The sequence below is a fragment of the Enterococcus rivorum genome (assembly GCF_001742285.1).
GTDB classification, from domain to species: Bacteria; Bacillota; Bacilli; order Lactobacillales; family Enterococcaceae; genus Enterococcus_L; species Enterococcus_L rivorum.
The window spans coordinates 1-18,501 of the sequence record NZ_MIEK01000007.1 but is presented as its reverse complement, the minus strand read 5'-3'; the positions used below and the strand labels follow the sequence as shown (position 1 = coordinate 18,501).

Here is an 18,501-nt window from a genome sequence, read left to right as displayed (position 1 = left end):
TGGCAACCAACCTTCAAAAGCTGAAACAGTTGCCCTCCTTCACTTTATCCATTCATTCTGATTGGCTTTTAATGGCCAATTATTTTAAATCAATCATTCGCTAACGTTTCAAATACAAAATTTACTGCCTGTTCAGGCTCTCTGGCCAAAGCTACATATTCCGCACCCGAGGTCGAAACGGCTTTTGTCTGATAGCCTTTGACATCTTCCTTCAGTTCATTCAACATTGAAGCCATTTGTGGTGCTAAGATAATCAAATCAAATTCCCCAATTAAATCCTTATGCTGACCATAAGCCATCGCTGTTGAGTCTAAAGCAATATTTTTTGCTTTGGCACCTTTTTTAATCGCATTTGCTAACATTGCGCTTGTAGCACCATTGGCACACAAAACTAAAATTTTCTGCTCTGTTTTCACTTCCGCTATTGCCTCAGCAGCGGCCTTTGTCACTAACTGCTCAGCTGCTTCTTCTCGCTTCTCTTCGATAATTTCATTTTCTTGATTGCGTTCTTTTTCTAAAAGTTCATTGTCATAAGCCTTGAAAAAAGGAAAATAAACAACAAAATCTACTACTAGCAACAAAAGCATTAAAATAATAGCTTGGATTGCAAAGCCTGTTCCCATAATTAAACCCAAAGGACCTGGCGTTGTCCAAGGTAAATTATAAATAAAACCATTCATTCCAAACGTATCAACAAAAAATTTGAACAACCAAACATTTAGGATTGGTGCCAAAATAAACGGGATAAAGAAAATCGGATTCAAAACAATCGGGGCACCAAATAGCATCGGCTCATTGACTCCAAATAATACTGGGACAGAAGAAGCGCGCCCGATTGTTTTTAGTTGTTTAGACTTTGCCAAAAAAGCAAACATCATCGTAATGACTAGTGTAGCCCCTGTCCCACCAAGAGTAGCAACAAAATATTGTGTTCCTTGAGATAATATCCGATTAGCATGTTCCCCATTTTGATACAATTGTAGATTGACTTCCACATTAGTAATATAGATGGCTGCCACAGCAGGCTCGACAATTAATGGTCCGTGGATTCCTACAAACCAAAAGAACGCCATCGCTCCAAAAATTAACGCTAAACCTAAATAACCATCTGCAGCACTAAAAATTGGCTGGAATAGTTCAATAATTTTCTCTGAAAAATTGGTTCCTACCGCACTTCTAAAGCCTAAATCAAATAACCAGAAAAAGATTGCTGATAATGTCATTGGAATTAAATCTTTAAACGTCTGTGAAATATTCCCTGGAACTTCCTCTGGCATTTTTACAGTAATGTTGTTCTTAATACAAAAACGGTAAATATTCGGTACAATAAAACCTACTATAAAAGCAGTCAGCAACCCTTTCGTGCCCATATATCCTGAGGCAAACCCATTTTCAAGCGGATCTACACTTAATAAAAGAAATGAAATAATAGCTGCAATCATTGTTGAGAGTGGATTAATCTGATTGGTTTTCGGTAACTTGCTATTAAAGTTATCTGTCAAACTTTTTGCTACAGTAGCTGACATTAACAAGCCTAAAATCCCCATAGAATAACTATACATTTTCATAATAGCTGCTTCTACGTCAGAGCTCCAATAAAATTTGAAGATATTTGGTACATAAGCAACTAGTAAAAATATACTAGAAAATAAAATAACTGGAATCAAACTAATAAATCCGTCTCTGATTGCTCTTAAATAAGGATTGTTCGAAATTTTTTCAAACGTTGGTTTCATTTTTTCAATTTTAGAAACTAGTGCATTCATTTGATAAATCCTCCTTTTATTTTTTATAAATATTAAATAAGTGCTTAATTGTATCCTTCAATAACATCGTTGTCATTAAATGATCTTGTGCATGAACCATAATAAAACCAACTTCAATCGATTCACCACTCGCTTCAGCCGCTAACATTTGTGTTTGAGATTTATGCGCTTCCATTAAACTACTATGAGCTTCCTCCACCAAACGATCAGCAACTTCAAACTGTCCTTTCTCTGCTTCGTTCAACGCATCCATCAATTTTGAACGTGCTTCTCCTGCAAAAGCCACTACCTCAAATCCAATCATTGCAACTTCTTCTTTATTCATAAATAAACCCTCATTTCTTCATGTTTGTTTTTGTTTGTTTTTGTTCTTCACAAACAAATGATATACCGCTCTCATCTTTCTGTCAATCAAAAAAATTGAAAATAAGACCAATTTTTTAATTGACAGATAAGTTTTTTGATGATAAGTTCTAATTGAACATTAACAAACATTTAAAAACAAAAGGAGGGGTGTATATTGATTAAAGAAGAACGCCAAAAAGCTTTATTAGCTCTTTTAGATAAACAGGAATTTGTAAAAGTCACTGACATCACCGATAAAATAAATGTGACAGAAATGACTGTCCGTCGAGACTTAAAAGAACTAGAGGAACAAGGAAAGTTAATCCGGGTTCATGGCGGAGCAAAAGCATCCGCCAAAAAAGACTTAAGTCGTTTCGAATTAAGCCATATTGAAAAGAAAAATATTCACTTAACTGAAAAAGAAGCGGTCGCCAAAAACATCGCCCAACAAATACAGACAGGCGATACTGTTTTTTTAGGACCAGGAACAACGATTGAATTGGTTTATGATTACCTAGAATGTGACTTTGCCAAAATTGTTACCAACTCGATTCATGTTTTCGATAAATTTAAAAATGATAGCCGTTTTGAATTAATTCTGATTGGGGGCTCTTATCGCTCAAAAACTGGTGCTTTTGTAGGAACAATTGCTAATGATACCGTAACCAACATTCAAGTATATAAAGCCTTTATTGGTGTAAATGGTATTTTAGACAATTTTGTTACTAACTCTAATGAAGATGAAGGGGTGACTCAAAGAATCATTTTGCAAAGCGCCCATATTAAATATATTATCGCCGATCATTTTAAATTGGATAAACAAGATTTTTATAAATTCTACTCACTATCTGAAGCAGATTATCTAATTACCGACCAGACAATTCCTTCAGATGTACTAGCAAGATACGAGAAAATTATCACTATTATTCATTAGGAGGAAGGAATATGAACGTAATACTGGGAACAGACAAAAATGGACTGACGCTGAAAAACATGATTAAACAATTCTTAGAGGAAAAAGAGTTTAACGTTTTGGATGTGACTGCAACAGGAGCTGATGACTTCATAGAATCTACTGCAGCTGTTGTTAAAGAAATTCAAGCCGATGACGCTAGTTTTGGCATTCTATTTGATGCCTATGGTGCAGGAAGTTTCATGGCGGCTACTAAACATCCAGGAATTATCGCCGCTGAAGTTTCTGATGAACGTTCTGCTTACATGACCAGACAGCATAACAATGCTCGAATCATCACATTAGGCAGCGAAATTGTCGGAAATGAACTCGCTAGAAATATTGTCTTAGCTTTTCTTACTTCCCACTATGACGGAGGCCGTCATCAAATTCGAGTAGATATGTTAAATAAAATGTTTTAGGAGGATAAAATAATGAAAATTGCTTTAGGCTGCGACCATATTGTTACAAATACAAAAATTGCTATTTCCGATTTCTTAAAAAGTCAAGGACACGAGGTGCTTGATGTCGGGACTTATGATTTTTCAAGAACACACTACCCTATTTATGGTCGAAAAGTTGGTCTCTTAGTTGCATCTGGTCGAGCTGACCTTGGTGTCGTTATTTGTGGAACCGGCGTTGGTATTACTAATGCCGTTAATAAAGTCCCTGGCGTGCGAGCTGCCTTAGTCAGAGATATGACGACAGCTATTTATGCTAAAAAAGAATTGAATGCAAATGCGATTGCTTTCGGAGGAAAAATTACAGGGGAATTTTTGATTTGTGACATCCTTCAAGAATTTATCCAAACCGATTATCAACCAACAAAAGAAAATAGGGCTTTAATTGAAAAAATAAATAAAGTTGAAACGAAAAGCTCGGCAACGATTACCGATAAACATATTTTTGATGAATTTCTAGAAAAATGGGATCGTGGAGACTATACAGATTAGGAGTTTTATCTATGATTTTAACCGTCACTCTCAACCCTTCAATCGATATTTCTTACTTTGTTGACACCTTCCAACTAGATGCCGTCAATCGAACAGAATTAGTAACTAAAACGGCAGGTGGTAAAGGACTAAACGTTACGCGTGTTTTACAACAACTAAATGTCTCTGTAAAAGCGACCGGTTTCCTTGGAGGCTATACTGGTGAACGAGTGAAAGAGGGGCTCAATCAAATGGGCATTCAACATTCATTTTCTCCTATAAAAGAGGAAACCCGAAATTGTATTGCTATTTTATCAGAGAATAGGCAAACTGAAATTCTAGAAGCTGGTCCCAAAATTACTGAAAAAGAAATAGCAGCTTTTCTTGAGCATTTTCATAGCCTTTTAAAAACAAGCGATCTCATCACGATTTCGGGGAGCTTACCTAAGGACTTTCCAGCAGATTTCTATCAAATTCTATTAGAACAAGCAACGTTAGAAAAATGCCCGGTCTTGTTAGATACTTCTGGAAAAAGCTTATATCATGCTCTATCAGGCAAATTCAAGCCTTATTTAATTAAACCAAATCATCATGAAATAGCCGAACTTTTAAATAAAAAAGCCAGCAAGACTATCGATTCTTTAATAACAGATTTAAAAAATCCGCTGTTCGATGAGGTTGAGTATATCGTTGTCACTCTCGGAGCAGATGGAGCTTTACTTAAACATGGAACTAGCTACTATAGAGCGCGGTTACCAAAAATCACCCCGATTAGCCCAGTTGGATCTGGCGATGCTTCTTTAGCTGGAATGGCGGCGGCTATTCAACAGAAAAAAACTATCACGGATATTTTAAAAACAGGAATGACCACAGGAATTTTAAATACCTTAGAAACCCAAACCGGGACGATTAATGTCAAAAATTTTGATTCATTTTTCGACCAAATGATTATAGATCAAATTTAGGAGGAAAACCGATTGAATAATTCAGAAAAAAAACAAGCAGCAATTGAATGTCTTGCAAATAAAGAGGGGATTATTGCTGCTTTAGCAATTGACCAAAGAGGTGCTTTAAAAAAAATGATGTCAGCCTACAATTCTTCTGTGGCTGAGCAAGAGATAAAACAATTTAAAGCGCTTATTTCAGAAGAGCTAACTCCTTATGCTTCAGCCATTTTACTAGATCCAGAATATGGTCTGCCTGCAAGTTCTGTTCGTCATAAAGAGGCGGGGCTTCTACTTGCTTATGAAAAAACAGGCTACGATGCTTCTATCAAGGGTCGCTTTCCAGACTTATTAGATCACTGGTCTGTCAGACGTCTAAAAGAGGCGGGGGCAGATGCTTGTAAATTCCTTCTGTATTATGATGTGGATGAAAGCGACGAAATCAATGATCGCAAGAAAGCCTTCGTAGAACGCATTGGTTCGGAATGTGTAGCAGAAGAATTGCCATTTTTCCTTGAATTATTATCTTACGATGATACTATTAAAGACCCTAAATCAAAAGAATATGCCAAAATTAAACCAAAAAAAGTCATCGAAATGATGAAAGTTTTTTCTGAGCCACAATTTCATGTTGATGTCTTAAAAGTAGAAGTTCCTGTAAATATGCACTTTGTTGAGGGCTATAGTGAAGAAGCTGTTTATACTCGTGCAGAAGCGCAACAACTCTTCCTTGAACAAAGTCAGGCTACCCATCTGCCTTTCATTTTTTTAAGTGCTGGTGTTTCAGCAGAACTATTTATGGATACACTTTACTTTGCTAAAAAAGCGGGCTCTACATTTAATGGTGTCCTTTGCGGCCGAGCTACTTGGGCCAATGGTGTAGCTCCTTTCGTGAAAAATGGTGAATTAGCTGCTAGAGAGTGGTTACGAACCGAAGGGAAACAAAATATTGACGAATTAAATAAAGTGCTAAAAGAAACGGCAACGCCTTATAAATAGATTGGATTAAGGTAACTACATTTTCAACATGGAACAGACCGTATTGTTTGCTAATGCCCAGCAAACAAAGCAGAGGCAGAACCGGCATTCGCTAGCTGCCTCTTGCTGCTCCACTAGCGACTCCTCTTTAAAAGAACACTTCATTAGCTTTACCCTATCCCTCTTATCAGACCAAACCTGCATGCTGTTTTATAGGTCGGTCAAAAATAAACGAGTACTGCCATTCAACAGCAGCGATAAGCTGCGACTGATATTGAATGGTAGTTGCTCCTACTCACAAAAATTGAAAATGTAGCAACTTATCAACACCCTATAATCATTGCTACCTCAAATTTGTTGTACAAGCATAGAAAAAATCCAAAATAGTCCGCTGTAGCAATCCTTCATATTGAGTTCTAGCGCCTTTTCCCTAAAATAAACGAATAAATATATTTATACTCATAGTTTGCAATCAAGATCAACCATAATGAATGACCAAATACAGACAAAAAAAGTTTAGACAAAGGCTGAACTTTTTTTATTCGCCTGACAGTTGCTTCAAGATGGAATACAAGTAACGTGTCTCCCTTCTAAAGTTGTTACAAAAAAAGAGACCAGTGATTTTTCACTGCCCTCCCTTAGCATAAAGCCAATCAACCCTTCTAAATTTTTTCCTCAGACGTTTCGATTTTAAAACTCTTCTCGAGGCGATAGCGATGAAAATTTATTGTACTCTTTAATAAACAGTAATTCCACAGTTCCTCGTGCACCACTCCGGTTTTTTTCAATAATCACTTCAACAACATTATCAATTTCCGGTGCTTCACGATCATCTTCCCCGTCTTCTCCAGCTCGATCATAATAATCATCACGATACAAGAACGCTACAATATCCGCATCCTGCTCAATCGAACCTGACTCACGAATATCACTTAAAACAGGGCGTTTATCTTGTCTTTGTTCCACACCACGGGATAGCTGAGACAAGGCAATTACAGGGACTTTTAGCTCTTTCGCTAATTTTTTCAATTGACGAGAAATTTCAGAAACTTCTTGTTGTCTATTTTCACGTCCAGTCCCTTCAATCAACTGAAGGTAATCAATGAGAATCAGCCCTAAATTCCCTTTTTCTTGTGCCAATTTTCGACATTTTGCTCGGATTTCGGTAATCTTAATTCCTGGGGTATCATCAATATAGATGTTTGCTCGTGAAAGGCTCCCCATTGCAATAATTAAGTTCTGCCACTCTTCTTCTGACAACTGACCTGTACGCAAGTGAGCAGCCTCTATAGAGCCTTCAGCACACAACATACGATTGACTAACGACTCCGCACCCATTTCCAAACTGAAAATAGCTACGGAACGATCTGTTTTTGTTCCTACATTTTGAGCAATATTCAATGCAAAAGCCGTTTTCCCTACTGCGGGCCGAGCGGCCAAAATAATTAACTCTTCTGCTTGTAAACCAGCAGTCATTTTATCTAATGCTTGATAGCCCGTTGGTAAGCCTGTAATTTCTTCATCATTTTGATACAGCTGGTCAATATTCGCGATTGTGGTATTTAAAACATCGGCAATCGACAAAAAACCACTTCGATTTCTTTTTTCTGAGACTTCAAGAATACTTCGTTCTGCATCGTCTAAAATTGTTTCAACGTCTTCTCCTTGTTCAAACCCTTTTGTGACAATTTCTGTTGCAGTCTGAATCAAGTTACGTAATAACGATTTTTGCTCAACAATTTGAGCATAGTAAACAATATTGGCTGCTGTCGGTACAGCTAATGCCAAATCTGATAAATAACTTAGCCCACCTACATCTTCCAATAAATTTTCTTGCTCTAAGCGATCCTTGACCGTAATGACATCAATGGCTTCGTTGCGATCGTTTAAAGTGAGCATTGTTTGGAAAACGACTTGATGACTTCTACGATAGAAGTCTTTAGGTTCGATATATTCCATCGCTTCGATAAGAACTTCCGCATCCAAAAAAACCGACCCTAGAACAGCCTGTTCTGCTTCTATATTTTGTGGCGGTACTCGATCTTGCCATACTTCATCCATTTATTTTCTCTCCTACTTACTTAAAAAATGGTCAAGATACCAGCAGATTTTTATTGAATCTTATTGTCTAAAATTGTCATCCTGCTTTTTACTTGCCATTTTAGCCTGTCTAAACGAAAAATTTATAGCTTAACTTCATTGTTCTTACTACTTTAAACATCGGCTTTCCAGTCTTTTCATTTTAACAAGAAAACACAGTTTGTACAACTTAAATAAAGGTTCCTTAAACTATCTTATTAAGAAAGTTGAACCCTCTTTTTCCTTTATTTTTCGGAAAAAATGGTGGAAATAATCTATCAAATTATTTCATTTTTCTTTTTTATTTTGCTAGTGAGCGAATCATAACTCGTTCGTTATCTTCATCTTTTTCACCAGTTTCCTTAAAGCCCAATTTTCGGTATAGACGCAAGCCTGCCTGATTCTCCTCATGACAAGTCAAACCAATACTTTCCGTTTTTCCAAATGGGAATGTTTGAAAATAATCAATCACTAATTTTAAAGCAGCTTTCCCGTAACCAAGTCCTTGATTTTCGGCATCAATCATCATATGCCAGATACAATACATCTCATCTTCCTTATCGAACAGGGTTAACACATAACCCACCATTTTTTCTCCAGAATAAATAGCAAATGGTTGACACTGATCTCGATAAGCTTAGGCATACGCTAAACTTTTTTCAGTCGTTGCAACAAATTTCCCCTGTGTTTTATGAGTCTTCAACTTCAAACATTGCTCCACATTTTCAATAGTAATCTTATGCAAGGTAACTTTATTCATTCCATTCTCCTTTACTCTTTTAAACTTTCACTTAAAAAGGCGATTAAAAATAGTATATAGGAAATATTCCCACTATGATACTCTCTTTTATTTATCTTTCGGTCATTTTGAAACGCTTAGCATTTGAGGGTTATTCTTTGTAACTTTGGCCAATCGATGGGAAAATAGAAGTAATAAAAAAGGAGGGGCTACTTTGAAAAAGAAAATAAAAAAGAAAATTGATTTCCAATCATTGCGAAGATTTAATTTGGTAATGGGGTGTCTACATTTTATACAAGGGGGATTAATGTTATTTTTTGCACTGTCTGTTACAAAAATAACGAACTTTAAAATTCCTTTAATGACTTATTTTTTAACCTTTGATAAACGAAGTGTACAGCTTGTTACTGATCCTAAAATGATTGGGCAAGTTCCGTTTGCTATTTTCGTTTCATTATTTTTATTCATTTCTGCTGCAGCGCATTTCCTAATTGTTTTACCAAAACTCAATGATATCTATAACAATGATCTTAAAAAGCGGATTAATCGGTTCCGCTGGTATGAATATGCTTTAAGCTCATCCTTAATGATTGTTTTGATTGCAATGCTTTTTGGGATGTATGACCTTGGTTCTCTGATTATTCTATTTCTATTGAATGCTTCTATGAACTTGTTTGGGCTCCTGATGGAATTACTAAACCAATATACAAAGAAAACCAATTGGCTTCCTTTTATCTTTGGTTCAATCTCCGGTCTGGGCACCTGGGTAGTTATTTTTATTTACGCGCTTGGTAATTCTGACCCATCAGAAGTTCCCTGGTTTGTTTATGCTATTTTAGCTTCCTATTTTGTCTTCTTCAACCTTTTCCCTATTAACATGGTTTTACAATATAAACGAATCGGAAAATGGTCAAATTATATTTACGGGGAACGAACGTATATTCTGTTGAGCTTGATTGCCAAAACAGTTCTTGCTTGGTTGGTTTTCTCAGGGGTTATGCAACCTTAATTCATTTATTACTACTGCTTAAAATTATTATAAGCACTGAAAACGATGCCGCTTTAAGCTCTCCTCGTTTTCAGTGCTCTTTTTTATTTTTTTAATCGTTTACATCCTTAAACAGTCAAATTCTTCTGGCACATTAATTTCTTCATTTCCTGACTCAATTTATCAATCAATTATTTTGGCAGCTTTTGATTCTTACTAGGAAATGAGTCATCATTTTCTATTGCTTTACCTAAAACTATAGGATGGCCTCTTTCGCTAGAGCTAAGCACCCAATCGTCGCGGCATTATCTCCTAGTTTCGGCGTCACAATATACTCTGTTAAAGGAGGATGCGTCACGTAGCCATTGGTTAGTTTTTCAAAAGCTTGATGAATTTTTTCTAGTAAATGCGGTTGCTTCATCACGCCTCCCCCGAAAATAATGACATCTGGTGAGAACATTAACGTTGTATTATAGGCACATTGGGCGATATAGTCTGCTTCAATCGCCCAAAAAGCATCTGTTTCTGGCAACTGTTTTCCTTCCATTCCCATTCGCTGTTCAATCGCAGGGCCAGCTGCCAGTCCTTCCAAACAATTCCCATGAAATGGACAAACACCTTTAAATGTATCTTTAGGATGTGGTTTTACAACCATATGCCCCATTTCAGGATGACTAAAACCGCCAATCAAACGACCGTTTTGAATAGCACCACCACCAACTCCTGTGCCGATTGTATAATAGACTACATTTTCCACTCCGATTCCACTTCCAGAAGAATACTCCCCATAACAAGCTGCATTCACATCCGTCGTCCAAGCAATTGGCACATCAAAAGCTTTCTTCAGTGTTCCCACAAAGTCAAAATATTGCCACGCTAACTTAGGGGTTGTCGTGATAAATCCGTAGGTTTCAGAGTCCTCATTAATATCAATCGGTCCAAATGAGCCGACGCCAATGCTGGCTAATCTATTTTTATATGGCGCAAAAAAATCGATTACCGATAGCATCGTCTCTTCTGGTGTCGTCGTTGGAAAACTCACTCGTTCGATAATTTCTAACGCCTGATTCCCAACGGCACAAACAAATTTCGTGCCACCTGCTTCAATACTTCCAACTATTTTTTCCATCCCTATAACGCTCCCCTCATCTACTCAACATATAACGTCAGAAATTTAGCGTGTCCGATCCCTGAAAATGCAACAGCCTGATGATGAACCTGCAACTCTCTTATCATCTCTTCTTTCAAGTTCACTTCTTTAACTATTTTAACAGGATGCTTAAATCGGATAACTTCATCTAACTTCTCTTTCATGTGTCCATTATACACTCTAATAATGTATCCAGCTTGAGATTCTGCCTTCTTCACAACACTTAACGTCATCTCTCCTTGCATCTCAAACAAACTATAGCTGACAGGTAACTCCTTCACTTCATCCCCTAGAGTAAAATTCAACCGAGAGTTTAAAAATTCCGCCACTTGATAAACTTGTACAGGCGTATTGGCTTGTTTGGCAATATTGGCGACTTCTGCTTGATTAAACGAACCTGAAAAATAATAGACGGATAGCTCAAAGGTCATTTCTTTATGACACTGTGCAGCTGGCGTTTCTACTACGGTTTCACCTGATGCTCTACCTGGACGATAGAATAAATTTTCTTTCCCCATAAAGCCATAAGTTCTAAAAATAGTTAAGCGAATCGTATCCTTCTTTTCTCCAACAACCTCATATTCTCTTACTCCTTTTGGCATGAGCGAGACCCCTTTTTGATTGTCAAATAAACTAACAAAACTTTGACAGGTCTCAATAGCAATTGGCATTTCATTCCATTGGTCTTTGTGCTGAGTCCATAAAGCCATTTCTTTTTCATAAACAACGGGTCTTTGAAGCGTTCCAAATTGTTGGTCAGCTGTAGAAACTTTCGATTGAATCCCTGTGTTAAATAGTAAGCACACCCGATGACTATCTACAAAACGGTTATCTGCCTGCAAAGAAAAGTCAATCACTTGTGATCCTTTTTTTAGCGTTACGTTTAAACTAACCGGAAATAGTGCCGTTGCTTGTCCACGCTTTCTTTCCTCTAGATTAGCTGGAACTTTCATTTGATAAGACACCTTGACTGATTTTAAAAGAGCCGACTCTTTGACTTCAATGTTCGGCACAAAATCAGTGGCATAAACCAATAGATCCTGTTCTGGAGGAGAATAGTTGAATGAGTCGCCGTTATCGCCGTTTTCTTCAATAATTCCCTGTTCTTTATACAACGTTCCTGACAATTTATCTAGGATATCAAATAAACCATTTGAATGAATTGTAAGCTGATAAAACTCGTTTTCTATTTGATTAACATTATGCTCCACTATTTCTTGCAAAGTATTCCCACTTAAATCAATGGTTAATTGTGTATAGCCGACACTGGGAATCACCGATGCTTCGAAGGCAATTTTTGCTTTATAAACCTTTTCAGGCAAATACATCTCTTTCGTTGGATTCAATATATTCCCCTGATTCAATACATACTCCGTCTGATCGATTCGCTCTAAAATTGTATAGGGAAGCTCTTGCCCCTTCTCGTCTAAAATCGCAAACTCTTTTTGCGGTAAATAAACCTCAGCTTCAATCACTCCAGCACGAGATTGACTAGCTGGATTGAACACAGTCAACGTCATTTCTTTTGCCGCAGCGTTATTAATTTGAGTGGCGATTTCTCGCATCGTTAGTTCTACTAAATTTATTGCAATATCTCGTGCCTGCTTGTAGCGCATGTAAATGTCTTCATTCGTTGTATCGGAAACACAAGAACCAATGGAGTCATGAGCGGCATTTTCAAACATCAATTTCCAGATTTCCTTGACTGTTTCTACCGGGTATTCAAAGCCTAACGTCATAGAAATCGTCAAAATCGGTTCCATCACATTGACTAAATAATTTTGCACTTGGGTATTTAAAACCTTCAAGTCTGACCGTGAGGAAAAAATGGTTTTATGAATTCGCATTAACTTGCCGTTTGTCAGCTCCCCTGTCACTTCTTCAAGCTCTGGCTGCTGTTTTTTTACTGCTTGAATATATTTTTCAATGGTAGAAAAATGCAGTTCATAATCCTCTTGGTACAATCGATTCATTTTGCCTACTAATTCGGGTAAATTCTTTCTAACAGGAGCTTGGTCAAAACCATTCGGAAAGTACACGTGATTCGTTGAGCTTCTCCCCCAAGTTGTTTTAAAGGGTTCTTCATATAAAAATTTAGCTAAAGCTTCTTCTTTTTCTGGAATTGCGCCTCCGATGTAATAACCACTAGGGATTTGAAAGGCGGTCACAACTGAACCATCTTCCCCGCGCCACTTAAATTCTGTCTGTTTCACCTCATCATCACTAACACCACGCCAAAACATCGTATCTTCGATACCAAACCCACGATAAATCTGTGGCATACTTGCCGCTTGACCAAAAGAATCTGGCACATAACCAATATTCATATAAGAGCCTATGGTTTCACAAATTGCCATCCCATAAAGCAGATTCCGAACGATACTTTCTCCTGAAATAACCAGTTGATCTGTCTGAGTATACCAAGGACCAATGATTAATTTTCCTTCGTGCACTAGAGCCTCGATTCTTTTTCTATCTTGTGGTCGCCATTTTAAATAATCATCTAACAAAGACGCCTGTCCATCTAAAATAAATGTCTCATACCCATTGTCAGCTTCCAGTTGTTCTAATACTTTTTTAACATCATGCATTAAGTAAACTTTCGACCTGCTAGTTGTAAAATACCACTCCCGATCCCAATGACTATGGGGAACAACATGTACGATTTTCTTCATAACCAAACTCCTTACATTCTATTTTAAGTCGTGATGCTTTAAGTTCTTTCTAAAAATCAATAGAAAAAGACATGGGACAAAGCACCATCCTTCATGTCTTTTTCTTCTAATTAGTTTTCAAAACTAATTTCTACATCAATAGAATCTGTTTCTTGAAGAGCCAACTCTTCTTCTTTATTAAAGTCCACCAATAAAGGTGCAATAAAGCCGATAAAAGCAGCCCCAGCGAAAAGACCAATCAAGTAGGCCCAACCATTCCCAACGGTAAAGAATCCGTAAATCCCACCGACTGGCGGCATTTTAGCATACATTCCTAAAGCAATCCCAATTGCGGAAGCGAGTGCTCCACCAATCATATTGATTGGAACCAGTTTTAAAGGATTCACTAATGTAAAAGGAATCGCTCCTTCCGTAATACCAATAAAACCCATGACAAAGTTATTTCTTCCGGCATCCAAAAGCTCCGTATTAAATCTTTTTTTATGAAAAAGTGTCGCAAAGGCATACCCTAACGGTACGGCACAAATTGCTACGTTTACGATAATCGCTGGTAAATAAAGACCTTCTGTTAACAATACATTCCCAGCCATCCAAGCTGCTTTATTGATTGGACCTCCTAGGTCAGAACCAATCATCGCTCCCATAATTAATGCTAAAACAACTTTATTTACATCATTCGCAATCATTGCTCTAATCCACTCAACTAAGCTTGTATTAATCCATGCTAGTGGCTCCGACAATAAAGCACCCATCACAATTGCGACAGATAGTGTCGCCAACAATGGTAAAATAACTAAAGGCATTACACCTGAAAATGACTCTGGTAATTTAATGTTATTTCTCGCCCATTTTACTAAATACCCCGCTAAAAAACCGGCAATAACTGCTCCTAAAAACCCGGCATTTGTACTTGTCGCCACCGCACCACCAATGAAACCGGCACCAATCGCTGCTTTGTCCCCAATAGAATACGCAATAAATCCAGCCAACACGGTATTGATTAAGCCAATGCCTGTCCAACCAACTTGTTCAATCGCATATAGGATATGTTTAAAGCCCTCTGCATCCGCATAAGGATCTAAACTAGTTATTCCCATCCCTAAAGCAATCATTTTAGGAATCGCTACAACTAATGAAGCACCGATAATTAGTGGTAAAACAAAGCTGATCCCACTCATCAAATGTCCTTTAAGCTCTGCTAACGTCTTTTTCATGTTTCTTCCTCTTTTCTATTATTTTTCCAAATTCCGCTGGTTCACTGCTTCAATACATTTTTTCAAAACCGCTTCTGGGGCTTTGATACAGGTATTAATATTGACTCTTAATTGAGGTTTCCCTTCAAAGCGTTCTAGCCCGATAACCTTTTGATCGGTTGCTAATAAAACAAAATCCGCCTGATTTGCTTCTTCTTGTGAAATCCGATTGACTTGACCTAAAGAACCTTGTTGTTCAATTTTTACATCGTAGCCTAATCTTTCGCCAGCTTTTTCTAATGCTTTCGCTGCCATAGGTGTATGGGCTAACCCAGCTGGACATGCAGATATTCCGACAATTTTCATCAATTTCTCTCTCCTATCATTTCTGTCTTCACAATCTTGGCTAACTCAACTTTGCTATTACTATTCTGAATTTGTTGTATGAAATCTTCCTCCATTAGTGCCGTTGCTAAACGACTAAGCATTTCTAGGTGCAGTGTCCCTTCGTCCTCTTTCGGTACCAATAGCGCAAAAATATTTTGAACTGCTGAATCATCAAACGTTTCCCATTCAATGGGTTTCTCTAAACGAATGAACAAAACAGTAGGGGTTAATACATAGTCAGATTTCGCATGGGGAATCGCAAAACCATTTTGTAATCCTGTGGAATATTCATTTTCTCTTGCTAAAAAAGAGTCATAGACTTTCGTTGACTCTTTACAAAAGCCTAACTTTTCTGCGTAACTTGCAATCACTTGAAATAGTTCAAGCTGAGAAGAAACGTTTAAATCCAAAAGAATGTTTATTTCTGTAAAGTCCATTCTCGAAGCCTCCCTTCCTTTTCTCTGGTACCTTCAATTTACCGATTAACTAAGTCGTTGTAAACACTTCCATTTTCCAAATGATTTGGAAGTCGCTGGACACTGCAAATTCCAAAATCACTTCCACACCTATTGGAAAAGACTAAGAAATCGCTATATTCCAATCACTACTCTTATCAGGTATGATAGAGTTGAATTAGGAGAGTCCTAAAAAATTGGTTTTACGTTTTACCGTTTTACATTCAATACATAGAACATCACTTGGTGCTTTTGATATAGACCTTAACCTTGATCCTTTTGTTCTGATTGAAATAGTACAAAACCGATAGAATACATATTGAACGATTTATTATTACATATGGGGAGTGAGAACATGTCTAAACTAATGTATCAACGATTGGATGATATTCTAGATATACTAATAAAACAATCCTACCCAGTTGCCATGACCGAATTAACAAACGCTTTTTCGGTATCTGATCGTACCATCCGAACAGATATCACCAACTTAAACGATGCCTTAAAAAATGTAGGGGCTAGTGTTTCTTTATTAAGAGGAGAGGGATATGTACTTAATATTCTTAATGAAAAAACGTTCACCAGTTGGCGGAATGATAGTATTACTTCTTCCATGCCCACCCTAACGTCCCTGCAAGAACGGCAAACGTTTCTGCTTTACTTGCTTTTTAAAGAAGCTGCACCCCTGTCATTAGAGGATTTCCTCGAACGCTTATTTGTCAGTAAAAATACTTTTTATTCCTATTTAAAATCACTTCGGACTCTTTTAGCCCCTTATGGATTGAAAATTATCAACCGCCCCAATATTGGCTTTGAACTGGTTGGTAATGAGTTGGCAAAACGCCAAGCTATCAGTGATTTACTCATTGTAAAAGACCTCCAAGAATATCTTGTTGGTTTCACAGAAACCGAGTTGTCTTTGTTTGATAATATTAATTTAGAATTGTTGAAAAAAATCCAACTCGCTTATTTTGAACCTCTTGGATTACTGGATTCTGACTATTATCACAAAAATATCCTTTCTCACTTTGCCTTGGCATTAAGCAGAATAACAGATGGCAAACGATTGACGGACTTTCCCGTAGAAGTGTTTACTTTAAAAAAAGAAGCTAACGTATTAATGGAACGTTTTTTCACTGAAATTGAAGACGCTTTCCAAGTGATTTTAAGCAACGAAGAAAAGGAATATTTTATTTATCACTTATCCATCAACGCCCCTCGACTCGTTGAAATGGAGCAAAATAGCAACCCGTCCAATCCTGCCGCTAAAGAAATTGTGTCTGAACTTTTACAAGCAATCAAAAACGCCTCCAACTTTGATTGGAGAACAGATAAGCTTTTAATTCAAGATCTGACTTCTCACATCGAAGGCTTTATCAATGCAAATTTGATGGATGCCAGCAGAAGAAACCCTCTTTTGGAAACCATCAAAAAGTCCTTCCCTTTAGCGTATGATTTATGTCTCATGCCTCTAAAAAATATTGGGCTTGAGCATGGCTTAACTTTTTCTGAAGATGAAGTTGGATATATTTCCTTACACATTGCTGGAGCAATCGAACGTAGTGCTTATAACAAGTATCGCAAACAACGAGTCATCCTCATCTGTGGAACTGGTCGGGCGATGAGTCGTATTATTGAAGCTAAAATTAATAAACACTATCAAGAAAAAATCGAAATCCTCCACCGCTTGTCCTTTATTGAAGTGCAGCAACATGACCTATCCGAGGTGGACTTTGTAATTACAACCGTTCCATTAGAACAGCTTAAAATGCCTCATATTTACATCAATATGAGGCAACTAGATAAAGATATTAATAAAGTTGGCGCATTTATTGAAAAAATGGCACTTAAAACCGCAACTGTGTTTGATTTATTTCATGAAACTTGCTTCTTCCATAGTCCCAATGTCCAAACGAAAGAAGCGTTACTAAAAATGATGACGCAAGTACTAGAATCACAAGGCATCGTCTCTCACGATTTTTATGAAAGTGTCTGCAGGCGAGAAACCATCAGTCAGACGAATATTAATCAAACACTGGCAATTCCCCACCCTATGTCATTAAAAGCCCAACAATCAAGAGTTGCCGTCGCCATTCTTCCTAGTGGAATCGATTGGGGTAACGGGGAAAACGTTCATTTTGTTTTTCTTTTCGCAATCAAAAAAGAAGACTACGAAGAAACCGGAGATATTTACTCGATCTTACTGGATTTTATCCACCAAAAAGAAAGCCAAAAAAAAATCTTACACTCAAATAAATACGCTACATTTATCGAAGAAATGAAAAAAATGAACTAGAGAAAAGTCTGTCCCTATCGGAAAATGGTTGTATTTTAAGTAGCTTCTAGTGAATAAGAAACTTGGAGAGCCATTGAATCGATTTGATTTTTGCATCAAGATAACACATTCCATAAACTTGCGAATGATATCGTGCTTTAGCTAAAAAAACAACCAAAAAAGCAACACATAATTTCCAATTGTTTCATGTGGAACAAAAAAACAGGCTTGAATTCAAGCCTGTTTTTGTCTTCACTTTCGCGATTTTTTTGTTGGATATAGTCGGAAATTTAGGATTCTTTGTGTTTCAAAATGTTAGATTAAAAAGGAAAGAGTAGTATTAATTTAAAAATCTGTTGTACTATGTTTTACTAAATTTAAATCAAATGGCAGTCAAAAAAACAGTTTATGAAAAACGGTAAGTTAATATAAAACAAGAGAATTGACTTAGTGTAGTGAGACCCAAAAGTTAGACCAACTACCGACTGGAGAAATCTGGTCGGTAGTTTTTATGCTGTTATCCGTTCACGGTATTGAACGGGACTGCACCTGAGTTTCGTTTTGATTCGTTGGTGATTATAGTAATATATCCACTTATTAATGGCTTGCTTCAATCCTTCAAAGTTCGTGTAAACCACACCAT

The 18,501-nt window shown here is 37.1% G+C and carries 17 protein-coding genes and 1 pseudogene; 7 read left to right on the top strand and 11 right to left on the bottom strand.

Features of this window, described 5'->3' with window-relative positions; genetic code table 11:
• Positions 1 to 89 precede the first annotated feature (89 nt).
• Both BCR26_RS03500 and BCR26_RS03495 read right to left on the bottom strand, forming a co-directional pair.
• Complete coding sequence (locus tag BCR26_RS03500; protein ID WP_069697587.1) at positions 90 to 1,766, bottom strand: lactose-specific PTS transporter subunit EIIC; 1,677 nt, start codon at positions 1,764 to 1,766, stop codon at positions 90 to 92.
• 16 nt (positions 1,767 to 1,782) lie between these two features.
• Positions 1,783 to 2,091, bottom strand: coding sequence for a PTS lactose/cellobiose transporter subunit IIA (locus BCR26_RS03495; protein ID WP_069697586.1), 309 nt, complete (start codon positions 2,089 to 2,091; stop codon positions 1,783 to 1,785).
• 195 nt (positions 2,092 to 2,286) lie between these two features.
• Between BCR26_RS03495 and BCR26_RS03490 the strand changes: the two genes are divergently transcribed.
• From BCR26_RS03490 to lacD, 5 genes are read left to right on the top strand one after another with little or no spacing between them, the layout of a single operon-like run.
• On the top strand, positions 2,287 to 3,045 hold the full coding sequence (locus tag BCR26_RS03490; RefSeq protein WP_069697585.1) for a DeoR/GlpR family DNA-binding transcription regulator: 759 nt from the start codon (positions 2,287 to 2,289) through the stop codon (positions 3,043 to 3,045).
• Positions 3,046 to 3,056: 11 nt separating this feature from the next.
• Positions 3,057 to 3,485, top strand: a complete 429-nt coding sequence (gene lacA, locus BCR26_RS03485) for a galactose-6-phosphate isomerase subunit LacA (protein ID WP_069697584.1) — start codon at positions 3,057 to 3,059, stop codon at positions 3,483 to 3,485.
• Positions 3,486 to 3,497: 12 nt separating this feature from the next.
• On the top strand, positions 3,498 to 4,016 hold the full coding sequence (gene lacB / locus BCR26_RS03480; RefSeq protein ID WP_069697583.1) for a galactose-6-phosphate isomerase subunit LacB: 519 nt from the start codon (positions 3,498 to 3,500) through the stop codon (positions 4,014 to 4,016).
• A gap of 11 nt (positions 4,017 to 4,027) precedes the next feature.
• Complete coding sequence (locus BCR26_RS03475; RefSeq protein WP_069697582.1) at positions 4,028 to 4,960, top strand: hexose kinase; 933 nt, start codon at positions 4,028 to 4,030, stop codon at positions 4,958 to 4,960.
• 12 nt (positions 4,961 to 4,972) lie between these two features.
• Positions 4,973 to 5,938, top strand: a complete 966-nt coding sequence (gene lacD / locus BCR26_RS03470) for a tagatose-bisphosphate aldolase (RefSeq protein ID WP_069697581.1) — start codon at positions 4,973 to 4,975, stop codon at positions 5,936 to 5,938.
• A 669-nt stretch (positions 5,939 to 6,607) separates the two neighbouring features.
• On the opposite strand, the gene dnaB is transcribed toward lacD, so the two are convergent.
• The 3 genes and pseudogenes from dnaB to BCR26_RS19085 all read right to left on the bottom strand — a co-directional run bounded on the left by dnaB (position 6,608) and on the right by BCR26_RS19085 (position 8,756).
• Positions 6,608 to 7,978: a replicative DNA helicase gene (gene dnaB / locus BCR26_RS03465; RefSeq protein WP_069697580.1), complete on the bottom strand. Its 1,371-nt coding sequence runs from the start codon at positions 7,976 to 7,978 to the stop codon at positions 6,608 to 6,610.
• 319 nt (positions 7,979 to 8,297) lie between these two features.
• Positions 8,298 to 8,612, bottom strand: a pseudogene (locus BCR26_RS17915) (GNAT family N-acetyltransferase); the annotation flags it as partial.
• A gap of 21 nt (positions 8,613 to 8,633) precedes the next feature.
• Positions 8,634 to 8,756 carry a hypothetical protein gene (locus BCR26_RS19085; RefSeq protein ID WP_275950776.1) on the bottom strand — a complete coding sequence of 41 codons (123 nt, stop codon included), beginning with the start codon at positions 8,754 to 8,756 and terminating at the stop codon, positions 8,634 to 8,636.
• Between the two features lie 193 nt (positions 8,757 to 8,949).
• Here BCR26_RS19085 and heR point away from each other — a divergent pair, with 193 nt between their 5' ends.
• Positions 8,950 to 9,744, top strand: coding sequence for a heliorhodopsin HeR (heR, locus tag BCR26_RS03455; RefSeq protein WP_245341949.1), 795 nt, complete (start codon positions 8,950 to 8,952; stop codon positions 9,742 to 9,744).
• A gap of 235 nt (positions 9,745 to 9,979) precedes the next feature.
• Here heR and scrK read toward each other — a convergent pair whose 3' ends face one another.
• The 5 genes from scrK to BCR26_RS03430 all read right to left on the bottom strand — a co-directional run bounded on the left by scrK (position 9,980) and on the right by BCR26_RS03430 (position 15,565).
• On the bottom strand, positions 9,980 to 10,852 hold the full coding sequence (gene scrK / locus BCR26_RS03450) for a fructokinase ScrK (protein WP_069697579.1): 873 nt from the start codon (positions 10,850 to 10,852) through the stop codon (positions 9,980 to 9,982).
• A 20-nt stretch (positions 10,853 to 10,872) separates the two neighbouring features.
• Positions 10,873 to 13,548 (bottom strand): mannosylglycerate hydrolase, encoded by a 2,676-nt coding sequence (mngB, locus tag BCR26_RS03445; RefSeq protein ID WP_069697578.1) that lies wholly within the window; start codon positions 13,546 to 13,548, stop codon positions 10,873 to 10,875.
• 110 nt (positions 13,549 to 13,658) lie between these two features.
• Positions 13,659 to 14,762, bottom strand: a complete 1,104-nt coding sequence (locus tag BCR26_RS03440; protein WP_069697577.1) for a PTS fructose transporter subunit IIC — start codon at positions 14,760 to 14,762, stop codon at positions 13,659 to 13,661.
• Positions 14,763 to 14,780: 18 nt separating this feature from the next.
• The gene (locus tag BCR26_RS03435; protein WP_069697576.1) at positions 14,781 to 15,107 is read right to left on the bottom strand and encodes a PTS fructose transporter subunit IIB; all 327 of its coding nucleotides are present in this window, start codon (positions 15,105 to 15,107) and stop codon (positions 14,781 to 14,783) included.
• A complete protein-coding gene (locus BCR26_RS03430; protein ID WP_069697575.1) occupies positions 15,107 to 15,565 on the bottom strand; it encodes a PTS sugar transporter subunit IIA in 459 nt (152 codons plus the stop codon). The genes BCR26_RS03435 and BCR26_RS03430 overlap by 1 nt, the downstream gene beginning before the upstream one ends.
• A gap of 373 nt (positions 15,566 to 15,938) precedes the next feature.
• Here BCR26_RS03430 and BCR26_RS03425 point away from each other — a divergent pair, with 373 nt between their 5' ends.
• A complete protein-coding gene (locus BCR26_RS03425) occupies positions 15,939 to 17,879 on the top strand; it encodes a BglG family transcription antiterminator (RefSeq protein WP_069697574.1) in 1,941 nt (646 codons plus the stop codon).
• Between the two features lie 488 nt (positions 17,880 to 18,367).
• Here BCR26_RS03425 and BCR26_RS17910 read toward each other — a convergent pair whose 3' ends face one another.
• Complete coding sequence (locus tag BCR26_RS17910; RefSeq protein ID WP_209591845.1) at positions 18,368 to 18,496, bottom strand: IS3 family transposase; 129 nt, start codon at positions 18,494 to 18,496, stop codon at positions 18,368 to 18,370.
• Positions 18,497 to 18,501: the final 5 nt, after the last annotated feature.

Excerpts from the sequence above, each read along its gene's own strand:
- BCR26_RS03500 (WP_069697587.1), bottom strand. The coding sequence starts at position 1,766 with ATGAATGCACTAGTTTCTAAAATTGAAAAAATGAAACCAACGTTTGAA.
- BCR26_RS03495 (WP_069697586.1), bottom strand. The coding sequence starts at position 2,091 with ATGAATAAAGAAGAAGTTGCAATGATTGGATTTGAGGTAGTGGCTTTT.
- lacA (WP_069697584.1), top strand. The coding sequence starts at position 3,057 with ATGAACGTAATACTGGGAACAGACAAAAATGGACTGACGCTGAAAAAC.
- lacB (WP_069697583.1), top strand. The coding sequence starts at position 3,498 with ATGAAAATTGCTTTAGGCTGCGACCATATTGTTACAAATACAAAAATT.
- BCR26_RS03475 (WP_069697582.1), top strand. The coding sequence starts at position 4,028 with ATGATTTTAACCGTCACTCTCAACCCTTCAATCGATATTTCTTACTTT.
- dnaB (WP_069697580.1), bottom strand. The coding sequence starts at position 7,978 with ATGGATGAAGTATGGCAAGATCGAGTACCGCCACAAAATATAGAAGCA.
- BCR26_RS19085 (WP_275950776.1), bottom strand. The coding sequence starts at position 8,756 with ATGAATAAAGTTACCTTGCATAAGATTACTATTGAAAATGTGGAGCAA.
- scrK (WP_069697579.1), bottom strand. The coding sequence starts at position 10,852 with ATGGAAAAAATAGTTGGAAGTATTGAAGCAGGTGGCACGAAATTTGTT.
- mngB (WP_069697578.1), bottom strand. The coding sequence starts at position 13,548 with ATGAAGAAAATCGTACATGTTGTTCCCCATAGTCATTGGGATCGGGAG.
- BCR26_RS03440 (WP_069697577.1), bottom strand. The coding sequence starts at position 14,762 with ATGAAAAAGACGTTAGCAGAGCTTAAAGGACATTTGATGAGTGGGATC.
- BCR26_RS03435 (WP_069697576.1), bottom strand. The coding sequence starts at position 15,107 with ATGAAAATTGTCGGAATATCTGCATGTCCAGCTGGGTTAGCCCATACA.
- BCR26_RS03430 (WP_069697575.1), bottom strand. The coding sequence starts at position 15,565 with ATGGACTTTACAGAAATAAACATTCTTTTGGATTTAAACGTTTCTTCT.
- BCR26_RS03425 (WP_069697574.1), top strand. The coding sequence starts at position 15,939 with ATGTCTAAACTAATGTATCAACGATTGGATGATATTCTAGATATACTA.